Source organism: Diaminobutyricibacter sp. McL0608, from assembly GCF_039613825.1.
Taxonomy (GTDB): domain Bacteria; phylum Actinomycetota; class Actinomycetes; order Actinomycetales; family Microbacteriaceae; genus Diaminobutyricibacter.
Genome location: NZ_CP154826.1, coordinates 2,304,153 through 2,325,976, shown reverse-complemented (window position 1 = coordinate 2,325,976; position 21,824 = coordinate 2,304,153). Strand labels below are relative to the sequence as shown.

Here is a 21,824-nt window from a genome sequence, read left to right as displayed (position 1 = left end):
CACTACTCCTCGTCTTCGGCCTCGAGCTCGGCCAGGGCCTCGACCGCAGCCTCGAGCTCGACCGCGAGCGCCTGGACGATGTTGCCCGTCGCAGCGGCGACCTTGGCGGTGCCGACGATCGGTGCGATGGCCGTGAGAACGCCGCGGATGTCTTCCACGTCGAGGCCGACGTCGGCGGCCGCCCCGATGTTCAGCGTGTACGACACCGGCTGTGCGTCGACGGCGACGAGGGCGGCGATCCGCACCAGCATCAGCGTCTGAGGGTCGAGTGTCGAGGCCGCCAGGGAGTCGGCGGTCATCTGGGCGAGCAGGTCGAGTACAGGGGCGTCGGAGTCAGCCATGGTGGGTTCCTTATCTTGGGTATCGGGTGATGGACGTTCCCATCGCAACGGAAAGTCGGGAGGGATGCATCACCTCAATCGGGTGAAACCTGACGTCCGCGGTTCTAGGCTGTGGCTCATGGCTGGTCGGAAAGGCTGGACGATCCCTCCGGTCCAGCGCATCGAGGGCGACCGGCCCCATGCGTCCTGGGCCAGACGCAATTTCGTCACCCCGCAGTTCGTCTCGGGCACCGTGCTGGTGAGCGTCATCATCGCCGTGGCAGACGAAAGCCGTGGCCTCCTCGACGTCTTCACGATCACCGTCGTCAGCATGATCGTCTTCTGGGCGACCGACGTCTTCACACAGGCGGTCGCGGCCGAGGGCAGGCGGCCGGATGAGCCCATCCACCTGCTCATCTCGATGAGGTTCGCACTGCACCGCGCCAAGGGGCTGCTGTACGCCGCGGTCGTGCCACTCTTCTTCCTCGTCGCCGGTCTGAACGGATTCCACGGCGGACAATCCGCGTATTGGGCGGCGCTCCTGGCTGGCGTGATCATCCTCGCCGCGGTCGGCTGGGTGGCCTTCTCGAAGCGCGGAATCCCGTGGTACGGCCACGTGCTCGGGGCCCTCGCGACCGCCAGTCTCGGGGCGTCGGCGATCCTCCTCAAGATCCTTCTGAAGTAGCGCTCCGCCCGCCCCGAGCGCCGACGATCAGTCGTCCAGGCTGCCCATCGTCAGGTTGACGACCGTCCCGGTGAGCCCGCTGGCCCGGTCCGATGCCACGAACGCGGCGACGTTGGCCGCCTCGGCGATCGTCATCGTGCGTCGCGGGTGGGTCATGCCGGCGAGGTACGCCTGGAACTGCTCCCAGGTCAGTCCCGGAGGGCGCGTCTCGTAGGAGTGGCGCATGGTCGCCGTCTCCGGGATGCCGTGGGGGCGGATCGCTACGACCCGGACGCCGCTCGGCGCGAGCTCGACCGACAGGTCGCGGGTCATGGCCTCCTTCGCAGCCTGAGCCGGTCCGTAGCCTCCGTTCAGCGCGGTGCCTTTGCGTGCCGGGAGGGCCGAGACCGTCATGATCACGCCCGATCGGTTCGGCACCATCCGCCGTGCCGCGAGCCGCGCTGTCAGGAAGTACGACGTCGCGTACGCCGTGATGGGGAGCACGAACTGGTCGGCGGGCAACTCAGTGAGCGGGACGCCGAGGACTGTGGAATCGAGCAGCCCGACGGCGTTGAACGAGATGTCGATGCGCCCGACGCGGTCGATCACCGACTGCAGATGCGAGTCGATGGCGCCTTCATCCAGCGCGTCGACCTGCGCCGCCTCGGCTGACCCGCCTGCCGCGACGATCTCTGCAGCGACCTCGTCGACGGACTCACGCAGATGCCCGGTGACATACACGTCGGCTCCCTCGGCGGCGAACGCGCGTGCGACGGCGCCCCCGATGGCGCCCCCTGCGCCGTAGACCACGGCGACCTTGTTGTTCAGCAGCATGCTGGTCTCCCTCTCGTTCGGTGACGTACTCTCGGATCGTCCGAGTCGTCGACGATGCAGACACTGCGAGGCAGCGAAACTGGGCGCCCATCCACCGCCCAGTTTCGGATCCGGCCGGTGTCTGTACACGTGTACGCAATCGGAGAGAGGGTGGGGCAGGGATGAGCGTGGTCGCCGGCGAGTTGATGACACGGGCGCGGTCGGGGGACGGCGAGGCCTTCCGCGAGCTGGTCGAACCGCACCGTCGGGAGTTGCAGGTGCACTGCTATCGGATGCTCGGATCGTTCCAGGATGCGGAGGATGCGCTCCAGGACACGATGCTGACCGCGTGGCAGGGCCTCGGCGGTTTCGAGGGACGTTCCTCGCTCCGCACCTGGCTGTACCGGATCGCCACGAACCGGTGCCTGAACGCCCGACGCTCAGCCAGTCGCCGCCCGGCGAAGGAGTGGGACATCCCCAACGTCGAACCGCCCGAGCCCACGAGGATGGGCGAGATCGTCTGGCTCGAGCCCTATCCCGACACCCTTCTCGATGGATCGGTGGCCGTGCCGCCGGGACCAGAGGCTCGCATCGAGCAGAGGGAGTCCATCTCGCTGGCGTTCGTGACGGCGATGCAGATCCTGCCTCCGCGCCAGGTGGCCGTCCTCATCCTGCGCGACGTGCTCGGGTTCCGCGCCGCCGAGGTCGCGGAGATGCTCGAGACGACCGTCGAGTCCGTGAACAGCGCGCTCAAACGGGCGCGCGCAGGCCTTCGAACGACGCTCGCGCAGCGCAGCGGCAGCGAGGGGATGCCCGCACCCGACTCGAAAGAAGAGCGGTCTCTTGTCGCCGAGTTCACCCAGGCGTACGAGGCCGGCGACGTCGACGCACTGGTCGCCTTGCTCACCGCCGACGTGCGGATGACGATGCCGCCGATGGCTCTCGAATACCTGGGCCGCGACGCGGTCGGCGAGTTCTTCGAGACGGTCGTCTTCCGTCCGGGCAAGATCTACGACCTGGTCCCGACGCGGGCGAACGGCCAGCCCGCGTTCGCGATGTACCTGCGTGCGCCGGCTGGCGGCATCCGTCACGGCGTCGGATTCTTCGTACTGGATGTGCGTCGCGACGGCGTGAGCGGGATCACCCGCTTCGAGGGCAGCGTGCTGCCGTCGTTCGGGCTCCCGCGCTCGCTGCCGCAATAGCCGGAAGAGGGGGCGCACGGCGCGGTGCCGCACGCCCCCCCGACTCCGTTACGGCGCCGAGACGACGTATACGGGTGTTCCGACGGCCGCAGTCGTGGCTGCGTCTCCGGTGTCGTTCACAACATGGTCGAGCGTTCCCGCGCCGAGGTTCACTGTGAGCAGGTCGTGGAGCTGGACGCCGGGCTTCACCGGAACCTCGAATCCGCGCGTTGCGTGCAGGGTCGGGTCGACATTGGTGAAGATGTACGAGCCGCCGCCCCACAGCTGGTTCGACTTCACGCGGTCGCCGACCTTGTATGCGGCCCAGCCGAGGACACCGTTGTGCTGCCAGGCTGCCTGGTTCGGTGCGTCGTACGGGAGCTCGTTCTGGAAGAAGATGGTCGTTCCGTTCTCCCCGTTCCAGATCACGTTGTACTTCTGGTAGTGCTCGACGAACAGCCCGGTCGCCGTCACGTTGTCACCGTTGACGATAACTCCGGTGTCGGCCGTGTTGACGGTCCAGCCGACCCCGGTTCCGTGGTCGGCGCGCCAGGCCCAGATGTCGTCGAGGATGACGTTGCTGCTGTTCACGACGAGGCTGACCGTCGCCTTGCCCGTGTGCGGACCACCGACACGGAAGAACACGTCCTGCAGGGCGGTCGGCTGGGACGACCATCCTGATCCGTGCCCCTTGCCGTCGTGGTCCCCGCGGTCTCCGTGCCCGGAGCCCACCTGGAGGAGGGCCGGCGAGTTCACGGAGCCCGCGTCGATCATCAGTCCCGCGATGTCGACGCCGGGCACATCCCCGACGGTCAACGGCATGGCACCGCCGACGGCCGTCAGCGTGGCGACGCCCAGCCCGAGCACGATGGTGCCCGGCCGGTCGACGCGGATGCTGCGGTCGACGTTGTAGACGCCTGGCGTCAGCAGAAGGTTCTTTCCGCGGTCCAGCTGCTTGTCGATGGTCTTCGCCGAGTCGGTCGGCTTCGCCAGGTAGAAACTGCTCAGCGGCAGCGAGTGACCGGCCGTCTGGCCGCCGGTCCAGGTGGGGCCGGAGGAGTCGGTGCGCGCGGCCGGGACGAACACGTTGTACGTGCCCTTCGCATCCACGTAGAGGTACGGCTTCTCACGACTGGCAGGGGTCGTCGCCAGCGTCGTGTACGGCGGCGTCGGGAAGGACTGGGCCGGTGCCCCGGTCACGCCGGAGAAGACCTGGTTCCAGACGCCGTTCGACCACGACCCGATGCTGCTGTCGCGGGTGAGGAACTGCTGCTGCGACCCGTTGATGATGTCGCCGGCCCTCGAATCTGCGAGGAACCCGCCGCTGGCGTACTGCGGTCCAGCGGTGCAGTAGTCCATGAAGGTCAGCTTGCCTGTGACGTTCACCCTGCGCAGGGGAGACGCCTGCGAGACGGCCCAGAACTCGGTGTTCGCGCGGCAGCCCATGCCCCCGACCGGGTTGATGGTCAAGTTCGACATCGAGCGCCAGAAGTTGTCGAGCGCGATGCAGTTGTCCGCCGCGAGACAGCGGTTGAAGACGTTCACCTGACCGTTGATGGTCACGTCGGACGGGGACTGCCCGAGGCCCGCGATCTCGGTGTAGTAGCCGACCTGGAAGATCAGTGGGCTGGCAGCGGAGCCGTAGGTGCCGGGTTTGAAAAGGAGCGCGTAGCGCTGCGTACCCATCTCGTTGTCGACCTGCTGTGCTGCGATGCTGTCGACCGTCGCCTGGATCTCGCTCTGCGGCATGGTCGGATCGAAGACGATTACGTTCGGTCCGAGATCCGGAGAGGCAGGAACCGGGGGCGGGGGTGCGGCCGTCGCAGCCTCAGCCGTTCCGAGCCCGGCGACGGTGAGAGCGACCCGAGCGCGAGCAGCCTGGCACGGGAGCGCGATGAACCGAATCGTGGCATCATTACCTGATTTCTGGCAGGTCGGAGGAAGCCCCGCAACTGCCCCCGTGCCTCGGGTTGCGCTTCAGGCGGTTACCGACAGGGCCGGACCCCGATGGAGTCCAAGCCGACGCCCCGTATTCAATTCTCGACGCGGGCGCCTGTCAATGCTTGCACCCTAATTGCCATGGCGCGGCTTGCGCCCGCGGTCGGGCCGGATCTCGATGAGCTTTCCGCTGATCCGCGTGTCCTGCAGCCTCGCCAGCACGTCGCCGGGGAGATCGGCCGGCAGCTCCACGAGCGAGAAGTCGGGGAGGATCTTGATCGCACCGAAGTCCTCCCGGCTCAGACCGCCCTCGTTGGCGAGTGCACCGACGATCTGTCGCGGCTCGACCTTCTGCCGCCGGCCCACTTCGATGCGGTAGGCGGCCATCGGGCCGCTGCTCGGACGTGCGCGCCGCTCCGGGCGCTCGGGCCGGCCGCCGCGATCCCCACGGCCGCCGCGATCGTCACGGGTCCCGCGGTCGTAGCGGTCGCCGCGGTCGTCACGCGTGCGATCATCCCGCTCGACGCGACGGGACAGGGCGTCGTCGGCCGAGAGCAACAGCGGCTCGTCTCCCTGCGCGACCACCGCGAGCGCCGCGGCCACGTCGGCTTCGGGAACGTCGTGGTGTTCGACATAGTGGCCGATGATGTCACGGAAATGATCGATCCGATCGGCCTGCGCGAGCGCCTCGGTGATGGCGTCGTCGAACCGCGCGAGACGGGTGACGTTCACGTCCTCGACGGTGGGCAGCTGCATCTGGGTGAGCGGCTGGCGAGTCGCCTTCTCGATGGCGGACAGCAGACGACGCTCGCGCGGGGTCACGAAACTGATCGCCGCGCCGCTGCGGCCCGCGCGTCCTGTGCGGCCGATGCGGTGGACGTACGACTCCGTGTCGATGGGGATGTCGTAGTTGACGACATGGCTGATGCGCTCGACGTCGAGGCCGCGCGCCGCCACATCCGTCGCCACCAGGATGTCGAGCTTGCCGGCCCGCAGCTGTTCGACCGTACGCTCGCGCTGTGCCTGGACCACATCGCCGTTGATCGCCGCCGCGGAATAGCCGCGGGCGCGCAGCTTCTCGGCGAGCGTCTCCGTCTCGTTCTTGGTGCGGACGAAGATGATCATCCCCTCGAAGTTCTCGACCTCGAGGATGCGCGTAAGCGCGTCGACCTTCTGCGGATACGACACCATCAGGTACCGCTGCGTCGTGTTCGCCGAGGTCGTGGTCTTGCTCTTGACCGTGATCTCTTCCGGGTCGTGCAGGTATTTCTTCGAGATCCGGCGGATCTGGGCGGGCATGGTCGCCGAGAAGAGCGCGACCTGTTTGTCGTCGGGGGTGTCGGCGAGGATGGTCTCCACGTCCTCGGCGAAGCCCATCTTCAGCATCTCGTCGGCCTCGTCGAGCACGAGGTACTTGAGCTCCGAAAGGTCGAGCGTGCCCTTCTCGAGGTGGTCCATGATGCGGCCAGGAGTGCCGACCACGACGTGGACACCGCGGCGGAGGGCGGAGAGCTGCACGCCGTAGCCTTGCCCGCCGTAGACCGGGAGCACGTGGACGCCGCGGACGTGGGCGGCGTACTTCTCGAACGCCTCGCAGACCTGCAGTGCGAGTTCACGCGTCGGGGCGAGCACGAGGGCCTGAGGGGTCTTCTGCGAGGTGTCCAGGCGCGAGATGATCGGCAGCGCGAAGGCAGCAGTCTTGCCGGTACCGGTCTGGGCGAGGCCGACGACGTCGCGCCCGGCCAGCAGGAGCGGGATCGTCGCGGCCTGAATCGCCGACGGAGTCTCGTAGCCCACATCCTTCAGGGCTCTGAGCGTCGCATCGCTCAGCCCGAGGTCAGAGAAGGTGATCGCTTCGCTGGCAGTGTCTGCCTCGCTCGGCGCTGTTTCGGGAGGCGTCATCCTCCAACGGTAGTCCCCGCACCCTAGCCATCAGCACCCCAACAGGTCGATGATGGGTCTGTGAGCGAAGTCGCCGCTGCATACGGTGCCGGGTCATGAACCCGGCAGCGCGGCGTGTGCAGCGCATCTACCTGACGCTGCTCCTCGGCAACACACTCGCCGCATCCTTCATCTGGGGCATCAACACGCTCTTCCTGCTCGATGCCGGGCTGTCGAACTTCGAGGCGTTCGCTGCGAACGCCTTCTTCACTGCGGGCATGGTGATCTTCGAGATCCCGACCGGTGTCGTCGCCGACACGGTCGGCCGCAAGGTCTCGTACGTGCTCGGAACGGTCACGCTCTCCGTCACGACCGCGCTGTACTGGTTGCTCTGGGTCTGGCACGCGCCGTTCGTCTGGTGGGCGATCGTCTCGATCCTGCTGGGCCTGGGCTTCACGTTCTTCTCGGGAGCCGTGGATGCGTGGCTCGTCGACGCCCTCACCTTCACCAAATACACGGGCAGCCTGGAGACCGTCTTCGGCAGGGGGCTCGTCGTCACCGGGATCTCCATGTTCGCAGGCTCCGTCCTCGGCGGGATCATCGCCCAGGCGACCAACCTCGGGGTCCCTTTCCTGATACGCGCGGGCATCCTGCTCGTGATGCTGGTCTTCGCTGCGTTCGTCATGAAAGACCTGGGGTTCAAACCCGACAAGTCGATGGGACCGCTGAAGGCGACCAAGAACGTTCTCGACATGTCCATCCAGCACGGGCTCCGCAAGCGGTCCGTGCGGTACGTGATCGTGTCAGCGCCGTTCGCCTCCGGGGTCGGCATCTACGCCTTCTACGCGCTGCAGCCCTACCTGCTCCAGCTGTACGGCGACAAGACGGCCTACTCCATCGCGGGCCTCGCAGCGGCCATCCTGTCCCTGTCGCAAGTGGCAGGCGGCGTGCTCGCCTCGCGCATCCGCGGTCTGTTCGCCCGGCGCACCAGCACGATCATCGGGGCCTCGCTGGCCAGTGTCGTCTGCCTCATCGTCCTCGGGCTGACGAGCCTGTTCTGGCTGGCCGTCGTCTTCCTCGTGATCTGGGGATTCGTGTTCGCGGTCGCCGGTCCCATCCGGCAGTCGTACCTCAACGACATGATCCCCTCGAAGCAGAGGGCGACCGTCCTCTCGTTCGACTCGCTCTTCGGAAGCCTCGGCGGGGTTTTCATCCAGCCGGCCCTCGGCCGTGCCGCCGACCTCTGGGGCTACGGAACCTCGCTGGTGATCGGCGGTGTGGTCGAACTGATCGGCATCCCGTTCCTCTTCGCCAGCCGGCGGCAGCATGATCCATCGGATACGACCAGGACACGAGACGAAGCGGCACCGGCCGCACCGGAGGTGGCAGAACCATGAGAACAGGAATAGCAGTCATCATTTCGTTCGTACTCTTTGTGGGCGGCATCGTCGTTCTCGGGTACGCGACGACGCTGCCCGCCTGGCAGGGGCTGGCGTTCTTCGGTGGCATCGTGTGCATCGCGCTGTCCATCGCGATCCCGGTTCACGTGCTTCCGAAGTTCGACTAACGCGATCACCCGGAACGGATGACGCCGGGTACCCCGCGCGGCCCCTATCGTGTGGGAATGACCGGGGAGCAGACCGACGCCGCGGACAAGACCGCGGCCTTCAACGGACGGCTCGCGCTGCTCCTCGCGATGGCGATGTTCGTGCTCGTCGTCGACACCTCGATCATGAACGTCTCCATCTCGGCGGTGGTGCACGACCTCCACTCCACGGTGAGCAGCGTCCAGTCGGCGATCGCGCTCGAAGCGCTGGTGTCGGCCGCGTTCATCCTGATCGGGAGCAAGGTCGGCGACCTGATCGGCCGCAAACGCGCGTACGTCATCGGACTCCTCGCCTACGCGGCCGGCGCGATCGCGATGACCTTCGCGCAGACGATCCTCGCCATCATCGTGTTCTGGGCGATCATCGGCGGGCTGGGCGCATCCCTGCTCCTCCCGGCGATGCAGTCGCTCATCCACGGGAACTTCCACGGCGCGGGCCAGACCAGGGCCTACGCACTCGTGGGCGCCTCCGCTGCGATCGCCGCCGCTGTCGGACCGCTCCTCGGCGGGTTCATCACGACGTTCCTGTCGTGGCGGGTCGCGTTCGCCCTCGAAGCCGTCATCATCGCCGTCGTGCTCTTCGGCATCAAACTCGTGCACGACGTGCCGTACACCGGGTCGAGAGCGGTCGACTGGATCGGATCGCTGCTGTCGGTCGTCGGGATGGGCGGGATCGTCCTCAGCATCCTCGCCTGGCAGGAGGGCATCGGGTCGGTCGGTGTGCTGCTCGGCGTCGGAGTGCTCGGGCTGGTCGGACTCGTCTTCTGGCTGAGGCGGCGCAAGCGGCTCAGCAAGGCGACTCTGCTAGACCCGGAGTTGTTCAGATCCAAGCACTTCCGCTTCGGCATCTCGCAGCAGATGCTGCAGCAGATCGCGCTCGGCGGCACGATGATCGTGTTGCCGATCTACCTGCAGATGGTGTTCGAGTACAACGCACTGCAGGCCGGGCTGTCGATCGCGCCGCTGTCGCTGACCATGTTCGCGATCGCCGCACTCGCGGGTCGACGTGCCGGGCGCCGGAGACCGGTGGTGCTCATCCGCTGGGGCTTCGCGCTGCTGTGCCTGGGGCTGGTCATCCTCATCCCGATCGTGCCGCGCGCAGACTCGGGCTGGTGGCTGCTCGGACCGCTCGTGATCGCGGGGGCGGGGCTCGGCTTCATGGTGTCGCAGCTCAACAACTACACGCTGTCGCCGATCTCGGATGAGCGGGTCAGCGAGGCGGCCGGCGTGAACTCGGCGGCGGGGTCGTTCGGGCTGTCGTTCGGCCTGGCGTTCGCCGGTGCGATCCTGCTTGCAGCGCTCGTGCCGATCTTCACAGACCTGACGACGTCGAGCACGGTGCTGCCGGAGGCTGAGCAGCAGCAGATCGTCCAGACCCTCGAACACGACGCCGAGGTGATGAGCAACACCCAGCTCGAGAAGCAGCTGGAGGGTCAGCCGGCGGACGTCAAGGCAGAAGTGATCCGCATCAACACGGAGGCGCGGCCGCTCGCGCTCCAGATCGCGCTGCTCGTGCCGCTCCTGGCCGGACTGATCGGACTCTTCCTCTCGTTCCGGATGATCCGGCTCCCCGACATCGTGGTCAAGGAGATCCCCGCCCTCTAACCGGCCCCGGGCAGCGTCCGGGTGTGACGAGTTGACACTTGTCGTCGTCGCCCCGGATGCGCGAGGCGACATCTACTGCCCAGTCGCGGGCTCGAGGTGAGCGGGAGGAGGCTCGGATGCGCGTCAGAGGCGCGCGCCGAAGACCGCGCGCTGCTGGCCGAGGCTGTCCGCTGACGACGATTCGAGCGTCAGGCCGATCTTCTCGGCGACGCGCTGGGAGGCGACATTCTCCGGGTGGATGATCGCGACGAGGTGCGGCTCACCCAGCACGGCCGCGAACGCGCGACACGCCTGGGCGGCCTCGGTCGCATATCCGCGCCCCTGCAGATCGTGACGGACGTGGTAGCCGACCTCGAGCTCACGGCGCTCATCGACGCGCTGCCAGGTCAGGCCGCAGTCGCCGACGAACTCCCCGTCGTGGGTCTCGATGATCCAGAGCCCATAGCCGTAGGTTGCGTAGTTGGACTGGTTCCAGTCGATCCACTTCTGAGCTTCGGCCCGCGATTTCGGCGCGGTGTAGTAGGTCATGACATCCGGGTCGCCGAGCAGGGCCGACATGCTGTCGAGGTCGTCATCCGTCATCTCACGGAACCGGAGGCGCGGGGTGTCGTCAGGAGGAGCCACCACGGGAGCCTAGCGCGTGAGGCCGCTCAGAACGCACCGAGGGAATGCAGGGCGGCGCGCACGCGCTCGGGTTGCGCATCCTCCGGGAAGTTCGCGGGGTCGTGAGCCCCGTCGAGCGAGCCCGGCGCGTCCGCGTCCAGGGCGGCGAACAGCGGTGTCAGGTCGGTCTGCGCCTCACCGCGTTCGGCGACCAGTTCGAACGTCTTGCGCTCGGCGGCGTCCGCGCTGAGGCTGTCGATGAGCACCCGGGCGATCTGTGCGCGCGCGATGACGCCGTCGCTCGAGTCGCCCGCGTGGTGTGTGTCGCCCTGGCGGAAGACGAGCCGGTGCTCGTCTGCTTCGTTGTAGTCGAACCAGCCGGGCCGCACGATCGTGTAGCCGTTGCCGCTCGCGCGGACGAGTCGTTCGGCCCGTCGCTTCCAGTCGTGCACCTCGGTGGGCCAGTCGTATGGGCCCGTGTGATCGGTGACACCGAGCGCTGTCATCTGCGCGATGCGCACCCGGCGCCCGGCCAGCACCTCGAGGGCGTTCAGCACGGCACCGTAGTCGACGGCCTCGTACACGGCAGGCTCGGTTCCGTGCGAGCCATGGGTGAAGACCAGAGCGTCGACGCCGTCGAGGGCCGCGCCGAGGGTCGACGCGTCGGTGAGCTCGCCGACGACGGCCTCGGCGCCGTCAGGCAGCTGTGCTGTGCCCGGATCGCGCACGAGAGCACGGGTGGCGTACCCCTGCCGTATGGCCTCGGCGACGGCGAGCGTGCCGATGCTCCCGGTCGCGCCGAACACCAGGACTGTCGTTGGTCGTGAACTCATGCCTCCGACGCTACGCCGCACCGCGCATCCGGGCGGATGCGTCGTGCGCGTTTCCGGATGCTCTCATTTCGCTGAGTCCGGACCAATCGCCTCGACGCGGGTCTAGCCTGAAAAGGTGACCAACTCGGTGACCCAGGCTCCAACCATCACGACACTCGGAGAGCTGCGTGCCTCCGGTCATGTCCAGAAGCCGCTGCGGGTCGAAATTCGTGACAACCTCCTGGCGAAGCTTCGGGCGGGCGATGATCCCTGGCCGGGCCTCCACGGCTTCGAGTCCACGGTCATCCCGCAGCTCGAACGCGCACTCATCGCCGGCCACGACGTCGTGCTCCTGGGCGAGCGCGGCCAGGGCAAGACGCGCATCCTGCGCACGCTCGGCGGCCTGCTCGACGAGTGGACGCCCGTGATCGACGGTGCGGAGCTGGGTGAGCATCCGTACGATCCGATCACCCACGAGTCGCAGCGGCGCGCGCTGGAGCTCGGCGAGCGGCTCCCGGTGGCCTGGCGGCATCGCGACGAGCGGTACGTCGAGAAGCTGGCGACGCCCGACACCTCAGTCGCGGACCTCATCGGCGACGTCGACCCGATGAAGGTGGCCGAGGGGCGCTCGCTGGGAGACCCGGAGACCATCCACTTCGGCCTGATCCCGCGAAGCCACCGGGGGATCGTCGCGATCAACGAGCTGCCCGACCTCGCCGAGCGCATCCAGGTGGCGATGCTGAACGTCATGGAGGAGCGCGACATCCAGGTGCGCGGCTACGTGCTCCGGCTCCCGCTGGATGTGCTGGTCGTCGCCAGCGCCAACCCCGAGGACTACACGAACCGCGGCCGCATCATCACACCCCTCAAGGACCGCTTCGGCGCAGAGATCCGCACCCACTATCCGACCAGGCTCGAAGCCGAAGTGGCGGTGATCCGTCAGGAGGCCGAACTGGTCGCCGACGTTCCGGACCACCTCGTCGAGATCCTGGCGCGCTTCACCCGCAACCTGCGCGAGTCGACATCGGTCGACCAGCGGAGCGGCGTGAGCGCGCGGTTCGCGATCGCCGGCGCCGAGACGATCGCGGCAGCTGCCCTCCACCGGGCGACGATGCAGGGCGAGGACGAGGCCGTCGCGCGGGTGGTCGACCTCCAGGCGGCCGTCGACGTTCTCGCTGGCAAGATCGAATTCGAGAGCGGCGAAGAAGGACGCGAATCGGATGTGCTCACCCACCTTCTGCGGACGGCGACGGCGGATGCGGTGCGCCAGCACTTCGCCGGACTCGACTTCGGCCCGCTCGTCGCAGCGATCGAGGACGGCGCCATGGTGACGACGGGCGAGCAGGTGACGGCCAGGCAGTTCCTCGACGACCTGCCCGTGCTGGGCGAATCGGAGCTGTACGACGACATCGGCGACCGACTGGACGTGCAGAGCGACGGGGAGCTGGCCGCCGCCATCGAACTCGCGCTCGAAGGCCTGTACCTGGCCCGTAAGGTCGGGAAGGACACGGACGGGATCGAGACCGTGTATGGCTGAGGGGCGGACCCACTTCCGGCGGTACGACGGCGGGGATCCGCTCGCGCCGCCGGTCGACATCGCCGAGGCGCTGGATGCGATCGGCGAGTCGGTCATGGGCGGAACGTCGCCCGAACGGGCGATGAACGAGTTCCTGCGCCGTGGAGGCCGGCACCAGACCGGTCTCGACGACCTGGCCCGGCGGGTGGCGGAGCGTCGTCGCGATCTGCTACGCCGGCACAACCTCGACGGCACCCTCAACGAGGTGAAGCAGCTGCTCGACCACGCCGTGCTGGAAGAGCGCAAACAGCTCGCCAGGGACGCGCTCATGGACGACGATGACCGCGCCTTCGCCGAGATGCGGCTCGACAACCTGCCGGCCTCAACGGCAGCGGCCGTCACCGAACTGAGCGACTACGCGTGGCAGTCGCCGCAGGCGCGCGCGGACTACGAGAAGATCAAGGACCTCATGGGCCGCGAGCTGCTGGACCAGCGTTTCGAGGGCATGAAACAGGCGATGGAGAGCGCCACCGACGAGGACCGCGCCGCGATCAACGAGATGCTCACCGACCTGAATTCCCTGCTGGAGAAGCACCGGCTCGGCGAGGACACGCAGCAGGACTTCGACGACTTCATGGCGAAGCACGGGCAGTTCTTCCCCGACAACCCGCAGAACGTGGACGAGCTGATCGATTCGCTGGCCAAACGGTCCGCGGCGGCGCAACGGATGCTCAACTCGATGACGCAGGAGCAGCGCGACGAACTGATGCAGCTGTCCGCCCAGGCGTTCGGCACGCCCGAACTGATGCAGTCGCTCTCGCAACTGGACTCGAACCTGCAGGCGCTCCGCCCAGGCGAGGACTGGCGCGGCTCCCAGCGCTTCGACGGCGAGCAGCCGCTCGGGCTGGGCGACGGCACCGGCGTGCTGCAGGATCTGGCCGATCTCGACGAGCTCTCCGAGCAGCTGTCGCAGTCGTACCGGGGCGCGCGGATGGACGACATCGACCTCGATACGCTCTCGCGGCAGCTCGGTGACGAGGCGGCCGTTTCGGCTCGCACCCTCCGCGAACTGGAGAAGACGTTGCGGGAGAGCGGCACGCTGCGCCGGGATTCGGCGGGAGCGCTCAAGCTCACTCCGAAGGCGATGCGCCAACTCGGCAAGTCGCTCCTGAAGGACATCGCGACGCGCACCGCGGGCCGGCAGGGACAGCGCGAGCTGCACCAGGCGGGCGCGGCGGGGGAGAGTTCCGGGGCGACGCGGCCCTGGGAGTTCGGCGCGACCGAGCCGTGGGACATCCCGCGCACCATCCTGAACGGGGTCCGGCGCCGCGTCGGCGAGGGCGGTGGCCGACTGGTCGCGGTCGACGACATCGAGATCCAGGAGACCGAGGACCGGACCCAGGCGGCGGTCGCGCTCCTGGTGGACACGTCGTTCTCGATGGCCCTCGACAACCGCTGGGTTCCGATGAAGCGGACCGCGCTCGCGCTGCACACGCTCATCCGATCGCGTTTTCGCGGCGACCACCTGCAGCTGATCGGCTTCGGCCGCCACGCGGAAGTGATGGACATCGAGCAGCTGACAGCACTCGACGCCATGTGGGACAAAGGCACCAACCTGCACCACGCGCTGCTGCTGGCCAACCGGCACTTCCGCAAGCATCCGAACGCCCAGCCTGTGCTGCTGATCGTCACCGACGGCGAACCAACCTCGCATCTGGAACCGGACGGTTCCGTGAGCTTCTCCTACCCGCCTCATCCGCGCACGATCATGCGCACGTTCGAGGAGCTCGACAACTCAGGCCGGCTGGGTGCCCAGACCACGTTCTTCCGTCTGGGCGACGACCCGGGGCTCGCCCGGTTCGTGGCGTCGATGGCCAAGCGGGTGTCCGGCCGCGTCGTCGCCCCGGAGCTCGACGATCTGGGTGCCGCCGTCGTCAGCTCCTACCTGGGATCGCGTGCATCCGCCCCGGATGCGGATTTCGGCAGCGAGTACGGCGAATGGTTCGGTGGCCGCGGCTTCTGGGTCGGCGGCTGATCCCAGACCTCGACTTCGAGTCGTCGACTACTCCCCGAAAACGCTCGGCGGGGTCGGTCGGTTTCCGACGACTCGACCGCTGGCCTACGGCGTCACGATGTCGAACGACGGGTCGCCCTGCTCGAGCACGCCCAGCAGGGTCTGAAGCGCGCTCGCGTCTCCGGTGATGTCGATGCCGGGGGAGGAGAGGTCCCCTCCTGCCATCGCGATCAGCCGTGGCTTCGTCGTGGTGATCGCGGCGTCGGCGTCGTCCTGGGCTGCACGTTTCACGGTCGTGAGGGCGCCATTGCGGAGAGTGAGCCGGTAGTTCGCGTCGAGGTCGGTGAGTGTCACATCGAGGGCGAGGTGCAGGTCCCAGGCCTTCGGGCCGTTGACCGACAGCGAGAGCGAATCGAAGAGCTGCTCAGGCGAGAGCTGGGCGATGATCGCCGGAGCGGAGGTCTCCGTCGGTGTTCCGAAGTTGCCGTCTCGGAGTTCGGTCGCCCCCGAGAGGAAGAAGTTGCGCCAGGTGCCGTTCTCGGCGCCGTACGCCAGCTGCTCCAGCGTGTCCGCGTAGAGGGCGCGCGCGGAGGCGTGGTTCTCGTCGACGAACACTGCGTGGTCGAGCAGCGTCGCCGCCCAGCGGAAGTCGCCCGAGTCGAATGCAGCCTGCGCGAGTTCGACGACGCGGTCGACGCCGCCCATCGCATCCACGTAGCGGGCCGCGAGAGCCGCGGGCGGGTGCGGCCAGAGCCGCGCCGGGTTGCCATCGAACCAGCCCATGTAACGCTGGTAGATCGCCTTCACGTTGTGGCTCACCGAACCGTAGTAGCCGTGCGTGTGCCACGCGTTCCGCAGCGCGGGCGGCATTTCGAACATCTCGGCGATCTCGGCGCCGTTGTAACCCTGGTTGAGCAGTCGGAGGGTCTGGTCGTGCAGGTAGGCGTACAGGTCGCGCTGCGTCGACAGATACTCGACGACGCGCTCGGTGTCCCAGGTCGGCCAATGGTGGGAGGAGAAGGCCACGTCGGTGCGGGAACCGAACCGTTCGATCGCTTCGCTGAGGTAGTTGGCCCACACGTGTGGATCGCGCACGAGAGCACCGCGGAGCGTGAGCAGGTTGTGAAGGTTGTGCGTCGCGTTCTCGGCCATGCACAGTGCGCGATGCTTCGGGAAGTAGAAGTGCATCTCCGACGGCGCCTCGGTTCCGGGAGCCATCTGGAACTCGATCTCGACACCGTCGATCGTGCGCGTCTCACCGGTCGTGATGATGAAGTCGGTCGGGACGATCAGCCCGACCTCCCCGGAGGAGGTCGTCTGGCCGAGGCCGGCACCGACCTGGCCCTGCGGCCCCCGGGCGAGAACCGCGCCGTACATGTACCCGGCCCGGCGTGACATCGCTGTGCCGGCGTACACGTTCTCGGCGATCGCATGCTCGACGAAGCCTTCCGGCGCGATGATCGCGATCTTCCCCGCTTCGACATCCGCCACCGATGCGACGCCGAAGACGCCACCGAAATGGTCCACGTGGCTGTGCGAGAAGATGACGGCGACGACAGGCCTGTCTCCGCGATGCGCGCGGTACAGGCCGAGTGCTGCAGCCGCGGTCTCCGTCGAGATCAGCGGGTCGATCACGATCACGCCGGTGTCGGTCTCGATGAAACTGATGTTCGACAGATCCAGTCCGCGCACCTGGTAGATGCCGTCGACGACCTCGAAGAGCCCTTGCCTGGACACCAGGATCGACTGGCGCCAGAGGCTCGGGTTCACAGAACTCGGAGCGTCGCCGGTGAGGAACGCGTAGCTGTCGTTGTCCCACACGACCGTGCTGTCGGCGGCCTTGACGACGCCCGGTTCGAGAGCTGCGATGAAGCCGCGCTCCGTATCCTCGAAGTCCTGGGTGTCTTCGAATGGGAGCGTTTCGAGGAGCTCCCTGTTCGCGTTCGCGATCGATTCGGTCGGCGGCTTCTGTTCCATTGACGTACCCCTTCGTCCGGTTCACTTGCATTTCCGACTATTCCGTATCGCGAAGTCCGGGACAACGGTGCGTGTGCCCGGTCGACTCCGGTGCCGCACTCGCGGCTGAGACCCCCGAGCGAACGAGAGTGCCGTGGTTTCCACGCTGTGTCCGCGCACCCCGGCGCGCACGCTTGACGCATGAACACCGCAGAACTCATTGCACCGTCCGCACCCGCCCTGAGTAGAGTGTGGCCCGTGGAACAGCGGATCGCCGAGACCACTCTTCGCGACGGCACCAGGGTCGCCTACGCCGCAAGCGGGGCCGGCCCCCTTCTCGTCTGCGTGCCCGGCTGGGTCAGCCACCTCGACCTGGGCTGGTCGACGCCGACGGAGCGGGGATTCTACGAAGCCCTCGCGCACGACCGCACCGTCGTGCGGTACGACCTTCCGGGATGCGGCCTGTCCGGCCCCCTTCACGGCGCCTACTCGACCACGTTGGCCCTCGCGGCTCGACGCCGTCGTCGACGCGGTCGGAGCCGAACGCTTCGATCTCTTCGGCGCCTCCCTCGGGGCCGCCATCGCGGTGCTCTGGGCAGCAGAGCATCCGGATGCCGTGTCCCACCTCACTCTGTACGGCGCGTGGGCGGATGGAGCCGCTCTCGCGACCCCTGACATCCAGGAGCACGTGCTGGGTCTGGTCGCAGCGAACTGGGGTCTCGGGTCGGATGTGCTCGCCGACATCTTCGCGCCCGGCGTGGACGCGCGGACGCGCGCCATGTTCGCTCGCTACCAGCGTGCATCCGCATCCGCTTCGACGGCCCGCGACCTCCTCGCCCTCTCCTATGAGGTGGACGTGTCCGAGGCGCTCCGCTCGGTCCGGGTGCCGACGACGGTCCTCCATCGCGAGCACGATCGCGCGGTCCCGTTCGCGCAGGGGCGGGCCGCGGCCGAGCTGATTCCCGGCGCACGCCTCGTCCCGCTTCCCGGCCGCGCACACCTGCCCTATGTCGGGGACGTCGACGCGCTCGCCCGCGAGGTGCGGCGCTCCCTCGGCCTGGGCGCCCTTCGCGGCCACGCACTGCCGACCCTGACCCCGCGCCAGAGGGAGGTCGCCGCACTCGTCGCCGATGGCATGACGAACCGCGAGATCGCGGCCAGGCTCACCATCACCGAGCGTTCCGCCGAGTCGCACATCGAGCGGATCTGCGCGCGCATGGGTTTTCGTTCCCGCTCGCAGATCGCCGCCTGGTACTCAGCCCTCGTTCCCGACGGCGCGGGCTCGTGACGAGAGGACCCGGGCGATGGACGACATCGACGACACCGTCGACATCGCGGTCATCGGCGCCGGTATCGCCGGCATCGGGGCCGCCTGGCAGCTCCTCGAGAACGGCTTCACCGACTTCGTCCTGCTCGAACGGGCGCACGAAGTGGGTGGAACCTGGCGTGACAACACCTACCCTGGTGCTGCCTGTGACATCCCGAGCGACCTCTACTCCTTCTCGTTCGCGCCGAACCCGTCGTGGAGTTCGGTGTACGGCGGGCAGCAGGAGATCTTCGACTACCTGAAGCGGGTTGCGAGTCGGCCGGGACTACGTGAGCGCATCCGTTTCGGCTGCGACGTGCAGGATGCGGCGTGGGATGCCCGGGCCGGTCGATGGACGGTCGTCACGTCGGGCGGCACAGTGACCTGCCGCGTGCTGCTGTCGGGGCATGGACAACTGGTCGACCCCCACGTCCCGGCGATCGACGGACTCGAGACCTTCGCGGGACAGAGCTTCCACTCGTCGCAGTGGGACCACTCGGTGGAGCTGGGTGGCAAACGCGTCGGCGTCATCGGAACCGGCGCGTCCGCCATCCAGATCGTGCCCGCGCTGCAGCCGACCGTCGCTCGACTGACCGTGTTCCAGCGGACGCCACCGTGGATCATCCCGCGCCGTGACAAGCCGACCTCCAACGCGCGGCGGCGCCTGTTCGCGGTCGTCCCTGCCCTGCAGCGCGCCAGCCGGGCATTCACCTTCGCCGTGTACGACAGCCGGTGGTTCGGGTTCTCACGCCCGCGGCTCGGGGCTGCGATCGAGGCCATCGCCACCAGGCACATGCGTTCGCAGGTCACCGATCGTGCACTGCGTGAGCGCTTGCGCCCCGACTACCGGGTCGGCTGCAAACGCGTGCTGGTCTCCGACGACTTCTACCCGGCCATCCAGCAGCCGAACGTGGACTACGTGACCGAACGCATCGAACGCATCACACCGGATGGGGTGGTCACCGCAGACGGCGCGCGGCACGCTCTCGACGTGCTCGTCTTCGCCACCGGGTTCGAGGCCACGCGGCCGAGGATCGCGGAGCACATCGTCGGCGTGCACGGCACGACGCTCGCGGACGCCTGGGACGACGGGATGTTCGCTCTGCGCGGCGCGGCTGTCCCCGGGTTCCCGAACCTTTTCTTCCTGCACGGCCCGAACGTCGCGCTCTCGCACAACAGCGCGATCTACATGATCGAAGCCGAGATAGGCTATGCGATCGACGCCCTGCGCCGAATCCGCGGCGATGCGGTGGTGGATGCGCGACCCGAGTCGGTCGCGGCGTACTACCGGTCGCTGGGCCGCGACCTGAGCGACGGCGTGTGGTCGAGCGGATGCACGAACTTCTTCCTCGATGCCGGTAGCGGGCGCAACACGGTGCTGTGGCCGCGGAGGGCGGCGTCGTTCCGCCGCGTCGTGCGCCGGTTCGACCCCCGAGAGTACGTCATCGCGCGGACCTGACCGAGCGGCGCGCTCAGCTGCAGAGGCCGACTCCGGGGGAGGTGAGGATGACCGAGCGGTTCTGTTCGGCGAGGGCGTCGGAGTACGCGCCACCTGCATCCGTCTCGCTCTTCCAGCCGCACCAGTCGTGACCGACGCCCGCGGTCTGGAGCAGCGATGCCGGAACGCCCAGTTGCACGAGCGCGGCCTTCACCGCAGCCGCTCGCTGATGTGACAGCGCGAGGTCTGCCGTGTTGCTGGTGGCCTGGTCTTTCGACGCAGTCCCGGTGATGGTCACCAGCTGGCCGTTCTGCTCGATCGAGGGCACCAACTGCGCGAGGACACCCTGTGCCTTCGCCTGGTCGGCGAACGTCGCGGTGTCCTTCACGAACAGCAGGTCGCTGTTGCGGATGACGATCGGATGCGTCCAGTCGGTCTTCGTCTGCACCGCCTCGATCGGCACGGTCGAGACCGCCGGAAGACCGGAGACGGCGGTTCCCGACGCCGGCTCCGGGAGCAGGGACAGTGTGCCGCCCGCCGCCTTGATGATCGCGGTCCAGATCGCGATGAGGTTGCTGCGCGCGGGGATGGTCAGCGGCGCCTGCGCACCGGCGACATCGCCCATCCCGGACCAGTAGACGGTGACGCCGTTCAGGTCGCTCGGCAGGAGGTTGCGCGATTTCAGGTCGCTGACGACCTGGGCGGGGTCGGCGTAGAGCACGCCGCTGCTCGCGAAATCGAGAGGATCGGTCGTCTGAAGACCACTTCCGATCACGAGCACCCCCATCGGCTTCGATCCGAGGTTGCGGGCCGCCCGGTCGATGGACCCGAGGAAGTCGACCTGCGGTGCAGTGGCTTTCAACCCGTTGATGTATGACGTGATCTGGTTCAGTTTGTTGCGCTGGTCGTTCTGGCAGACGATCGCATCCTGCGCCGTCGAGCCGACCAGGGTGGTCCCCATCACCTGCGGTGTGCCGGACGGGACGACCACGGTCACACTGCCGTTGCTCTTGCTCACTGCCGAGAGCTGCTCGACCGCAGACGACGCGAGGCTCGTCGCGGGCGCGTTCGCCGTGCTGCCTGCGACGACGCCCATGTTGCGTTTCTGGGACTGGTCACATGCCGCGCCGGCAGCCGTCGCCGAGGCGCACGAGGTCAGACCGCCGCCGATCGCGAGGACGGCGGCGATGGCGAGGCCGGCTCTGGCGTATCGACGGATGATCATTGGTGAGTCCTTTCGGGCCGGATGCGCCGTGGGGGCTAGTCCGGGCTGGTTCGTTCAGTCGGTCAGCTGCGACGGCTGCACGCTGGGCGCGACCTCGGGCGTCTCGGGGGCGGGAAGGTCCGGCATCCGCCGGGCGCGAAGCTCGCGGATGATCTGGCTGGTGCTCTCGGGGTCGCGCTCGTGCTGCGCAAGCCGGGTCGCGAGCTGGGCGCGGAGCAGGTCGACTCGCGCTGCGAATGTGATTCGCGCGCCGGTGTAGCGGACTGCGTCCTCGTGGTCGAGGCGGAGCGTCTGCTGCGTGGTCTCGCGGGCCTGCACCGCTTCGCCCAGGAGCTGGTCGCGGTACAGACGGAGCTTGTCGGCGTGGGCGTGAGCCTTCTCTGCGGCGCTGAGCAGCGGACGGGTCGTGAGCCAGGCGACGATGAAGCTGACCGCGCCCGAGGTGACGAGCACGCCGAGCATGAGGAAGGCCATGATCGTGTCGGGCGCGGACCAGGAGAAGCCGGTCGGGCCGGAGGGGGTCGTGCCGCCGACGAGGCCGGTGAGGCCACCGGCGTTCTGGGCGTCGATGCCCGCCTTGATCCGCGCGATCGTGATCGCCGCGAGCACGGCGACCCAGATGAGCGAGAGCCCGATGACCAGGATCGACCAGCGGCGCGACATGACGCCGGCCTGGATCCGCCGCATCAGGATGGCGACGACGTGCGGAAGTGCGACCACGGCGAGCGAGATGCCCAGGGTGATCACGTACATCTGCAACCCGATCGAGCCGTACTGGCTGTCGTTGCGCAGAAGCAGCGTGAGCGCCTGCGCGAGCAGGATGTAGTCGACGGTGATCATGCCGAGCAGCAGCAGGTAGACGAGCACGTGCGCGAGCGGCGAGATGTGACCGATGCGCGAGCGGATGCGCGGCGGTTTCGAGACGATGTCCCTGGCCATGGTGTTC

At 67.9% G+C, this 21,824-nt stretch carries 18 protein-coding genes and 1 pseudogene; 10 read left to right on the top strand and 9 right to left on the bottom strand.

Translation table 11 applies throughout. The annotated features are described in order from the left end of the window. Positions 1-2: 2 nt before the first annotated feature. Positions 3-341: a carboxymuconolactone decarboxylase family protein gene (locus AAYO93_RS11030; RefSeq protein ID WP_345761231.1), complete on the bottom strand. Its 339-nt coding sequence runs from the start codon at positions 339-341 to the stop codon at positions 3-5. A 118-nt stretch (positions 342-459) separates the two neighbouring features. Here AAYO93_RS11030 and AAYO93_RS11025 point away from each other — a divergent pair, with 118 nt between their 5' ends. Continuing rightward, on the top strand, positions 460-1,005 hold the full coding sequence (locus AAYO93_RS11025; protein WP_345761230.1) for a hypothetical protein: 546 nt from the start codon (positions 460-462) through the stop codon (positions 1,003-1,005). 27 nt (positions 1,006-1,032) lie between these two features. On the opposite strand, the gene AAYO93_RS11020 is transcribed toward AAYO93_RS11025, so the two are convergent. Beyond that, positions 1,033-1,818 carry an SDR family NAD(P)-dependent oxidoreductase gene (locus AAYO93_RS11020; RefSeq protein WP_345761229.1) on the bottom strand — a complete coding sequence of 262 codons (786 nt, stop codon included), beginning with the start codon at positions 1,816-1,818 and terminating at the stop codon, positions 1,033-1,035. Between the two features lie 161 nt (positions 1,819-1,979). Here AAYO93_RS11020 and AAYO93_RS11015 point away from each other — a divergent pair, with 161 nt between their 5' ends. Further along, positions 1,980-2,999 carry a sigma-70 family RNA polymerase sigma factor gene (locus AAYO93_RS11015; RefSeq protein WP_345761228.1) on the top strand — a complete coding sequence of 340 codons (1,020 nt, stop codon included), beginning with the start codon at positions 1,980-1,982 and terminating at the stop codon, positions 2,997-2,999. Between the two features lie 48 nt (positions 3,000-3,047). Here the strand turns inward: AAYO93_RS11015 and AAYO93_RS11010 are convergent, their stop codons facing one another. Continuing rightward, positions 3,048-4,727: an adenylyl cyclase gene (locus AAYO93_RS11010; protein WP_345761227.1), complete on the bottom strand. Its 1,680-nt coding sequence runs from the start codon at positions 4,725-4,727 to the stop codon at positions 3,048-3,050. 321 nt (positions 4,728-5,048) lie between these two features. Further along, positions 5,049-6,818, bottom strand: a complete 1,770-nt coding sequence (locus AAYO93_RS11005; RefSeq protein ID WP_345761226.1) for a DEAD/DEAH box helicase — start codon at positions 6,816-6,818, stop codon at positions 5,049-5,051. Between the two features lie 95 nt (positions 6,819-6,913). Between AAYO93_RS11005 and AAYO93_RS11000 the strand changes: the two genes are divergently transcribed. The 3 genes from AAYO93_RS11000 to AAYO93_RS10990 are packed head-to-tail and all read left to right on the top strand — an operon-like array spanning position 6,914 to position 10,008. Next, positions 6,914-8,194 carry an MFS transporter gene (locus tag AAYO93_RS11000; protein ID WP_345761225.1) on the top strand — a complete coding sequence of 427 codons (1,281 nt, stop codon included), beginning with the start codon at positions 6,914-6,916 and terminating at the stop codon, positions 8,192-8,194. Next, on the top strand, positions 8,191-8,364 hold the full coding sequence (locus AAYO93_RS10995) for a hypothetical protein (RefSeq protein WP_345761224.1): 174 nt from the start codon (positions 8,191-8,193) through the stop codon (positions 8,362-8,364). The genes AAYO93_RS11000 and AAYO93_RS10995 overlap by 4 nt, the downstream gene beginning before the upstream one ends. A gap of 57 nt (positions 8,365-8,421) precedes the next feature. Then, a complete protein-coding gene (locus AAYO93_RS10990; protein WP_345761223.1) occupies positions 8,422-10,008 on the top strand; it encodes an MFS transporter in 1,587 nt (528 codons plus the stop codon). 123 nt (positions 10,009-10,131) lie between these two features. Here AAYO93_RS10990 and AAYO93_RS10985 read toward each other — a convergent pair whose 3' ends face one another. Further along, positions 10,132-10,590, bottom strand: a complete 459-nt coding sequence (locus AAYO93_RS10985) for a GNAT family N-acetyltransferase (protein WP_345764868.1) — start codon at positions 10,588-10,590, stop codon at positions 10,132-10,134. Between the two features lie 68 nt (positions 10,591-10,658). Next, the gene (locus AAYO93_RS10980) at positions 10,659-11,444 is read right to left on the bottom strand and encodes an SDR family oxidoreductase (protein WP_345761222.1); all 786 of its coding nucleotides are present in this window, start codon (positions 11,442-11,444) and stop codon (positions 10,659-10,661) included. A gap of 127 nt (positions 11,445-11,571) precedes the next feature. Here AAYO93_RS10980 and AAYO93_RS10975 point away from each other — a divergent pair, with 127 nt between their 5' ends. Both AAYO93_RS10975 and AAYO93_RS10970 read left to right on the top strand, forming a co-directional pair. Beyond that, complete coding sequence (locus AAYO93_RS10975; RefSeq protein WP_345764867.1) at positions 11,572-12,960, top strand: ATP-binding protein; 1,389 nt, start codon at positions 11,572-11,574, stop codon at positions 12,958-12,960. After that, a complete protein-coding gene (locus tag AAYO93_RS10970; RefSeq protein ID WP_345761221.1) occupies positions 12,953-14,974 on the top strand; it encodes a vWA domain-containing protein in 2,022 nt (673 codons plus the stop codon). Before AAYO93_RS10975 ends, AAYO93_RS10970 begins: the two co-directional genes overlap by 8 nt. An 84-nt stretch (positions 14,975-15,058) precedes the next feature. Here AAYO93_RS10970 and AAYO93_RS10965 read toward each other — a convergent pair whose 3' ends face one another. Beyond that, a complete protein-coding gene (locus AAYO93_RS10965; protein WP_345761220.1) occupies positions 15,059-16,930 on the bottom strand; it encodes an alkyl/aryl-sulfatase in 1,872 nt (623 codons plus the stop codon). Positions 16,931-17,480: 550 nt separating this feature from the next. Here AAYO93_RS10965 and AAYO93_RS10960 point away from each other — a divergent pair. The 3 genes and pseudogenes from AAYO93_RS10960 to AAYO93_RS10950 form a co-directional block, all read left to right on the top strand. Continuing rightward, positions 17,481-17,858, top strand: a pseudogene (locus AAYO93_RS10960) (alpha/beta fold hydrolase); the annotation flags it as partial. A gap of 186 nt (positions 17,859-18,044) precedes the next feature. Beyond that, a complete protein-coding gene (locus AAYO93_RS10955; protein WP_345764866.1) occupies positions 18,045-18,197 on the top strand; it encodes a LuxR C-terminal-related transcriptional regulator in 153 nt (50 codons plus the stop codon). A gap of 16 nt (positions 18,198-18,213) precedes the next feature. Then, complete coding sequence (locus tag AAYO93_RS10950) at positions 18,214-19,674, top strand: flavin-containing monooxygenase (RefSeq protein WP_345761219.1); 1,461 nt, start codon at positions 18,214-18,216, stop codon at positions 19,672-19,674. 13 nt (positions 19,675-19,687) lie between these two features. Here the strand turns inward: AAYO93_RS10950 and AAYO93_RS10945 are convergent, their stop codons facing one another. Both AAYO93_RS10945 and AAYO93_RS10940 read right to left on the bottom strand, forming a co-directional pair. Beyond that, positions 19,688-20,878 (bottom strand): OmpA family protein, encoded by a 1,191-nt coding sequence (locus AAYO93_RS10945; RefSeq protein ID WP_345761218.1) that lies wholly within the window; start codon positions 20,876-20,878, stop codon positions 19,688-19,690. Between the two features lie 54 nt (positions 20,879-20,932). Then, on the bottom strand, positions 20,933-21,817 hold the full coding sequence (locus AAYO93_RS10940) for a hypothetical protein (protein ID WP_345761217.1): 885 nt from the start codon (positions 21,815-21,817) through the stop codon (positions 20,933-20,935). Positions 21,818-21,824 lie beyond the last annotated feature (7 nt).

What these genes read in the sequence shown, in the direction of transcription:
- AAYO93_RS10940 (WP_345761217.1), bottom strand. Translation starts at nt 21,817, where the DNA reads ATGGCCAGGGACATCGTCTCGAAACCGCCGCGCATCCGCTCGCGCATC.
- AAYO93_RS10955 (WP_345764866.1), top strand. Translation starts at nt 18,045, where the DNA reads ATGACGAACCGCGAGATCGCGGCCAGGCTCACCATCACCGAGCGTTCC.
- AAYO93_RS11030 (WP_345761231.1), bottom strand. Translation starts at nt 341, where the DNA reads ATGGCTGACTCCGACGCCCCTGTACTCGACCTGCTCGCCCAGATGACC.
- AAYO93_RS10990 (WP_345761223.1), top strand. Translation starts at nt 8,422, where the DNA reads ATGACCGGGGAGCAGACCGACGCCGCGGACAAGACCGCGGCCTTCAAC.
- AAYO93_RS11000 (WP_345761225.1), top strand. Translation starts at nt 6,914, where the DNA reads ATGAACCCGGCAGCGCGGCGTGTGCAGCGCATCTACCTGACGCTGCTC.
- AAYO93_RS10995 (WP_345761224.1), top strand. Translation starts at nt 8,191, where the DNA reads ATGAGAACAGGAATAGCAGTCATCATTTCGTTCGTACTCTTTGTGGGC.
- AAYO93_RS11020 (WP_345761229.1), bottom strand. Translation starts at nt 1,818, where the DNA reads ATGCTGCTGAACAACAAGGTCGCCGTGGTCTACGGCGCAGGGGGCGCC.
- AAYO93_RS10965 (WP_345761220.1), bottom strand. Translation starts at nt 16,930, where the DNA reads ATGGAACAGAAGCCGCCGACCGAATCGATCGCGAACGCGAACAGGGAG.
- AAYO93_RS10945 (WP_345761218.1), bottom strand. Translation starts at nt 20,878, where the DNA reads ATGATCATCCGTCGATACGCCAGAGCCGGCCTCGCCATCGCCGCCGTC.
- AAYO93_RS11015 (WP_345761228.1), top strand. Translation starts at nt 1,980, where the DNA reads ATGAGCGTGGTCGCCGGCGAGTTGATGACACGGGCGCGGTCGGGGGAC.
- AAYO93_RS10980 (WP_345761222.1), bottom strand. Translation starts at nt 11,444, where the DNA reads ATGAGTTCACGACCAACGACAGTCCTGGTGTTCGGCGCGACCGGGAGC.
- AAYO93_RS11010 (WP_345761227.1), bottom strand. Translation starts at nt 4,727, where the DNA reads ATGCCGCAGAGCGAGATCCAGGCGACGGTCGACAGCATCGCAGCACAG.
- AAYO93_RS10970 (WP_345761221.1), top strand. Translation starts at nt 12,953, where the DNA reads ATGGCTGAGGGGCGGACCCACTTCCGGCGGTACGACGGCGGGGATCCG.
- AAYO93_RS10985 (WP_345764868.1), bottom strand. Translation starts at nt 10,590, where the DNA reads ATGACGGATGACGACCTCGACAGCATGTCGGCCCTGCTCGGCGACCCG.
- AAYO93_RS10950 (WP_345761219.1), top strand. Translation starts at nt 18,214, where the DNA reads ATGGACGACATCGACGACACCGTCGACATCGCGGTCATCGGCGCCGGT.
- AAYO93_RS11025 (WP_345761230.1), top strand. Translation starts at nt 460, where the DNA reads ATGGCTGGTCGGAAAGGCTGGACGATCCCTCCGGTCCAGCGCATCGAG.
- AAYO93_RS11005 (WP_345761226.1), bottom strand. Translation starts at nt 6,818, where the DNA reads ATGACGCCTCCCGAAACAGCGCCGAGCGAGGCAGACACTGCCAGCGAA.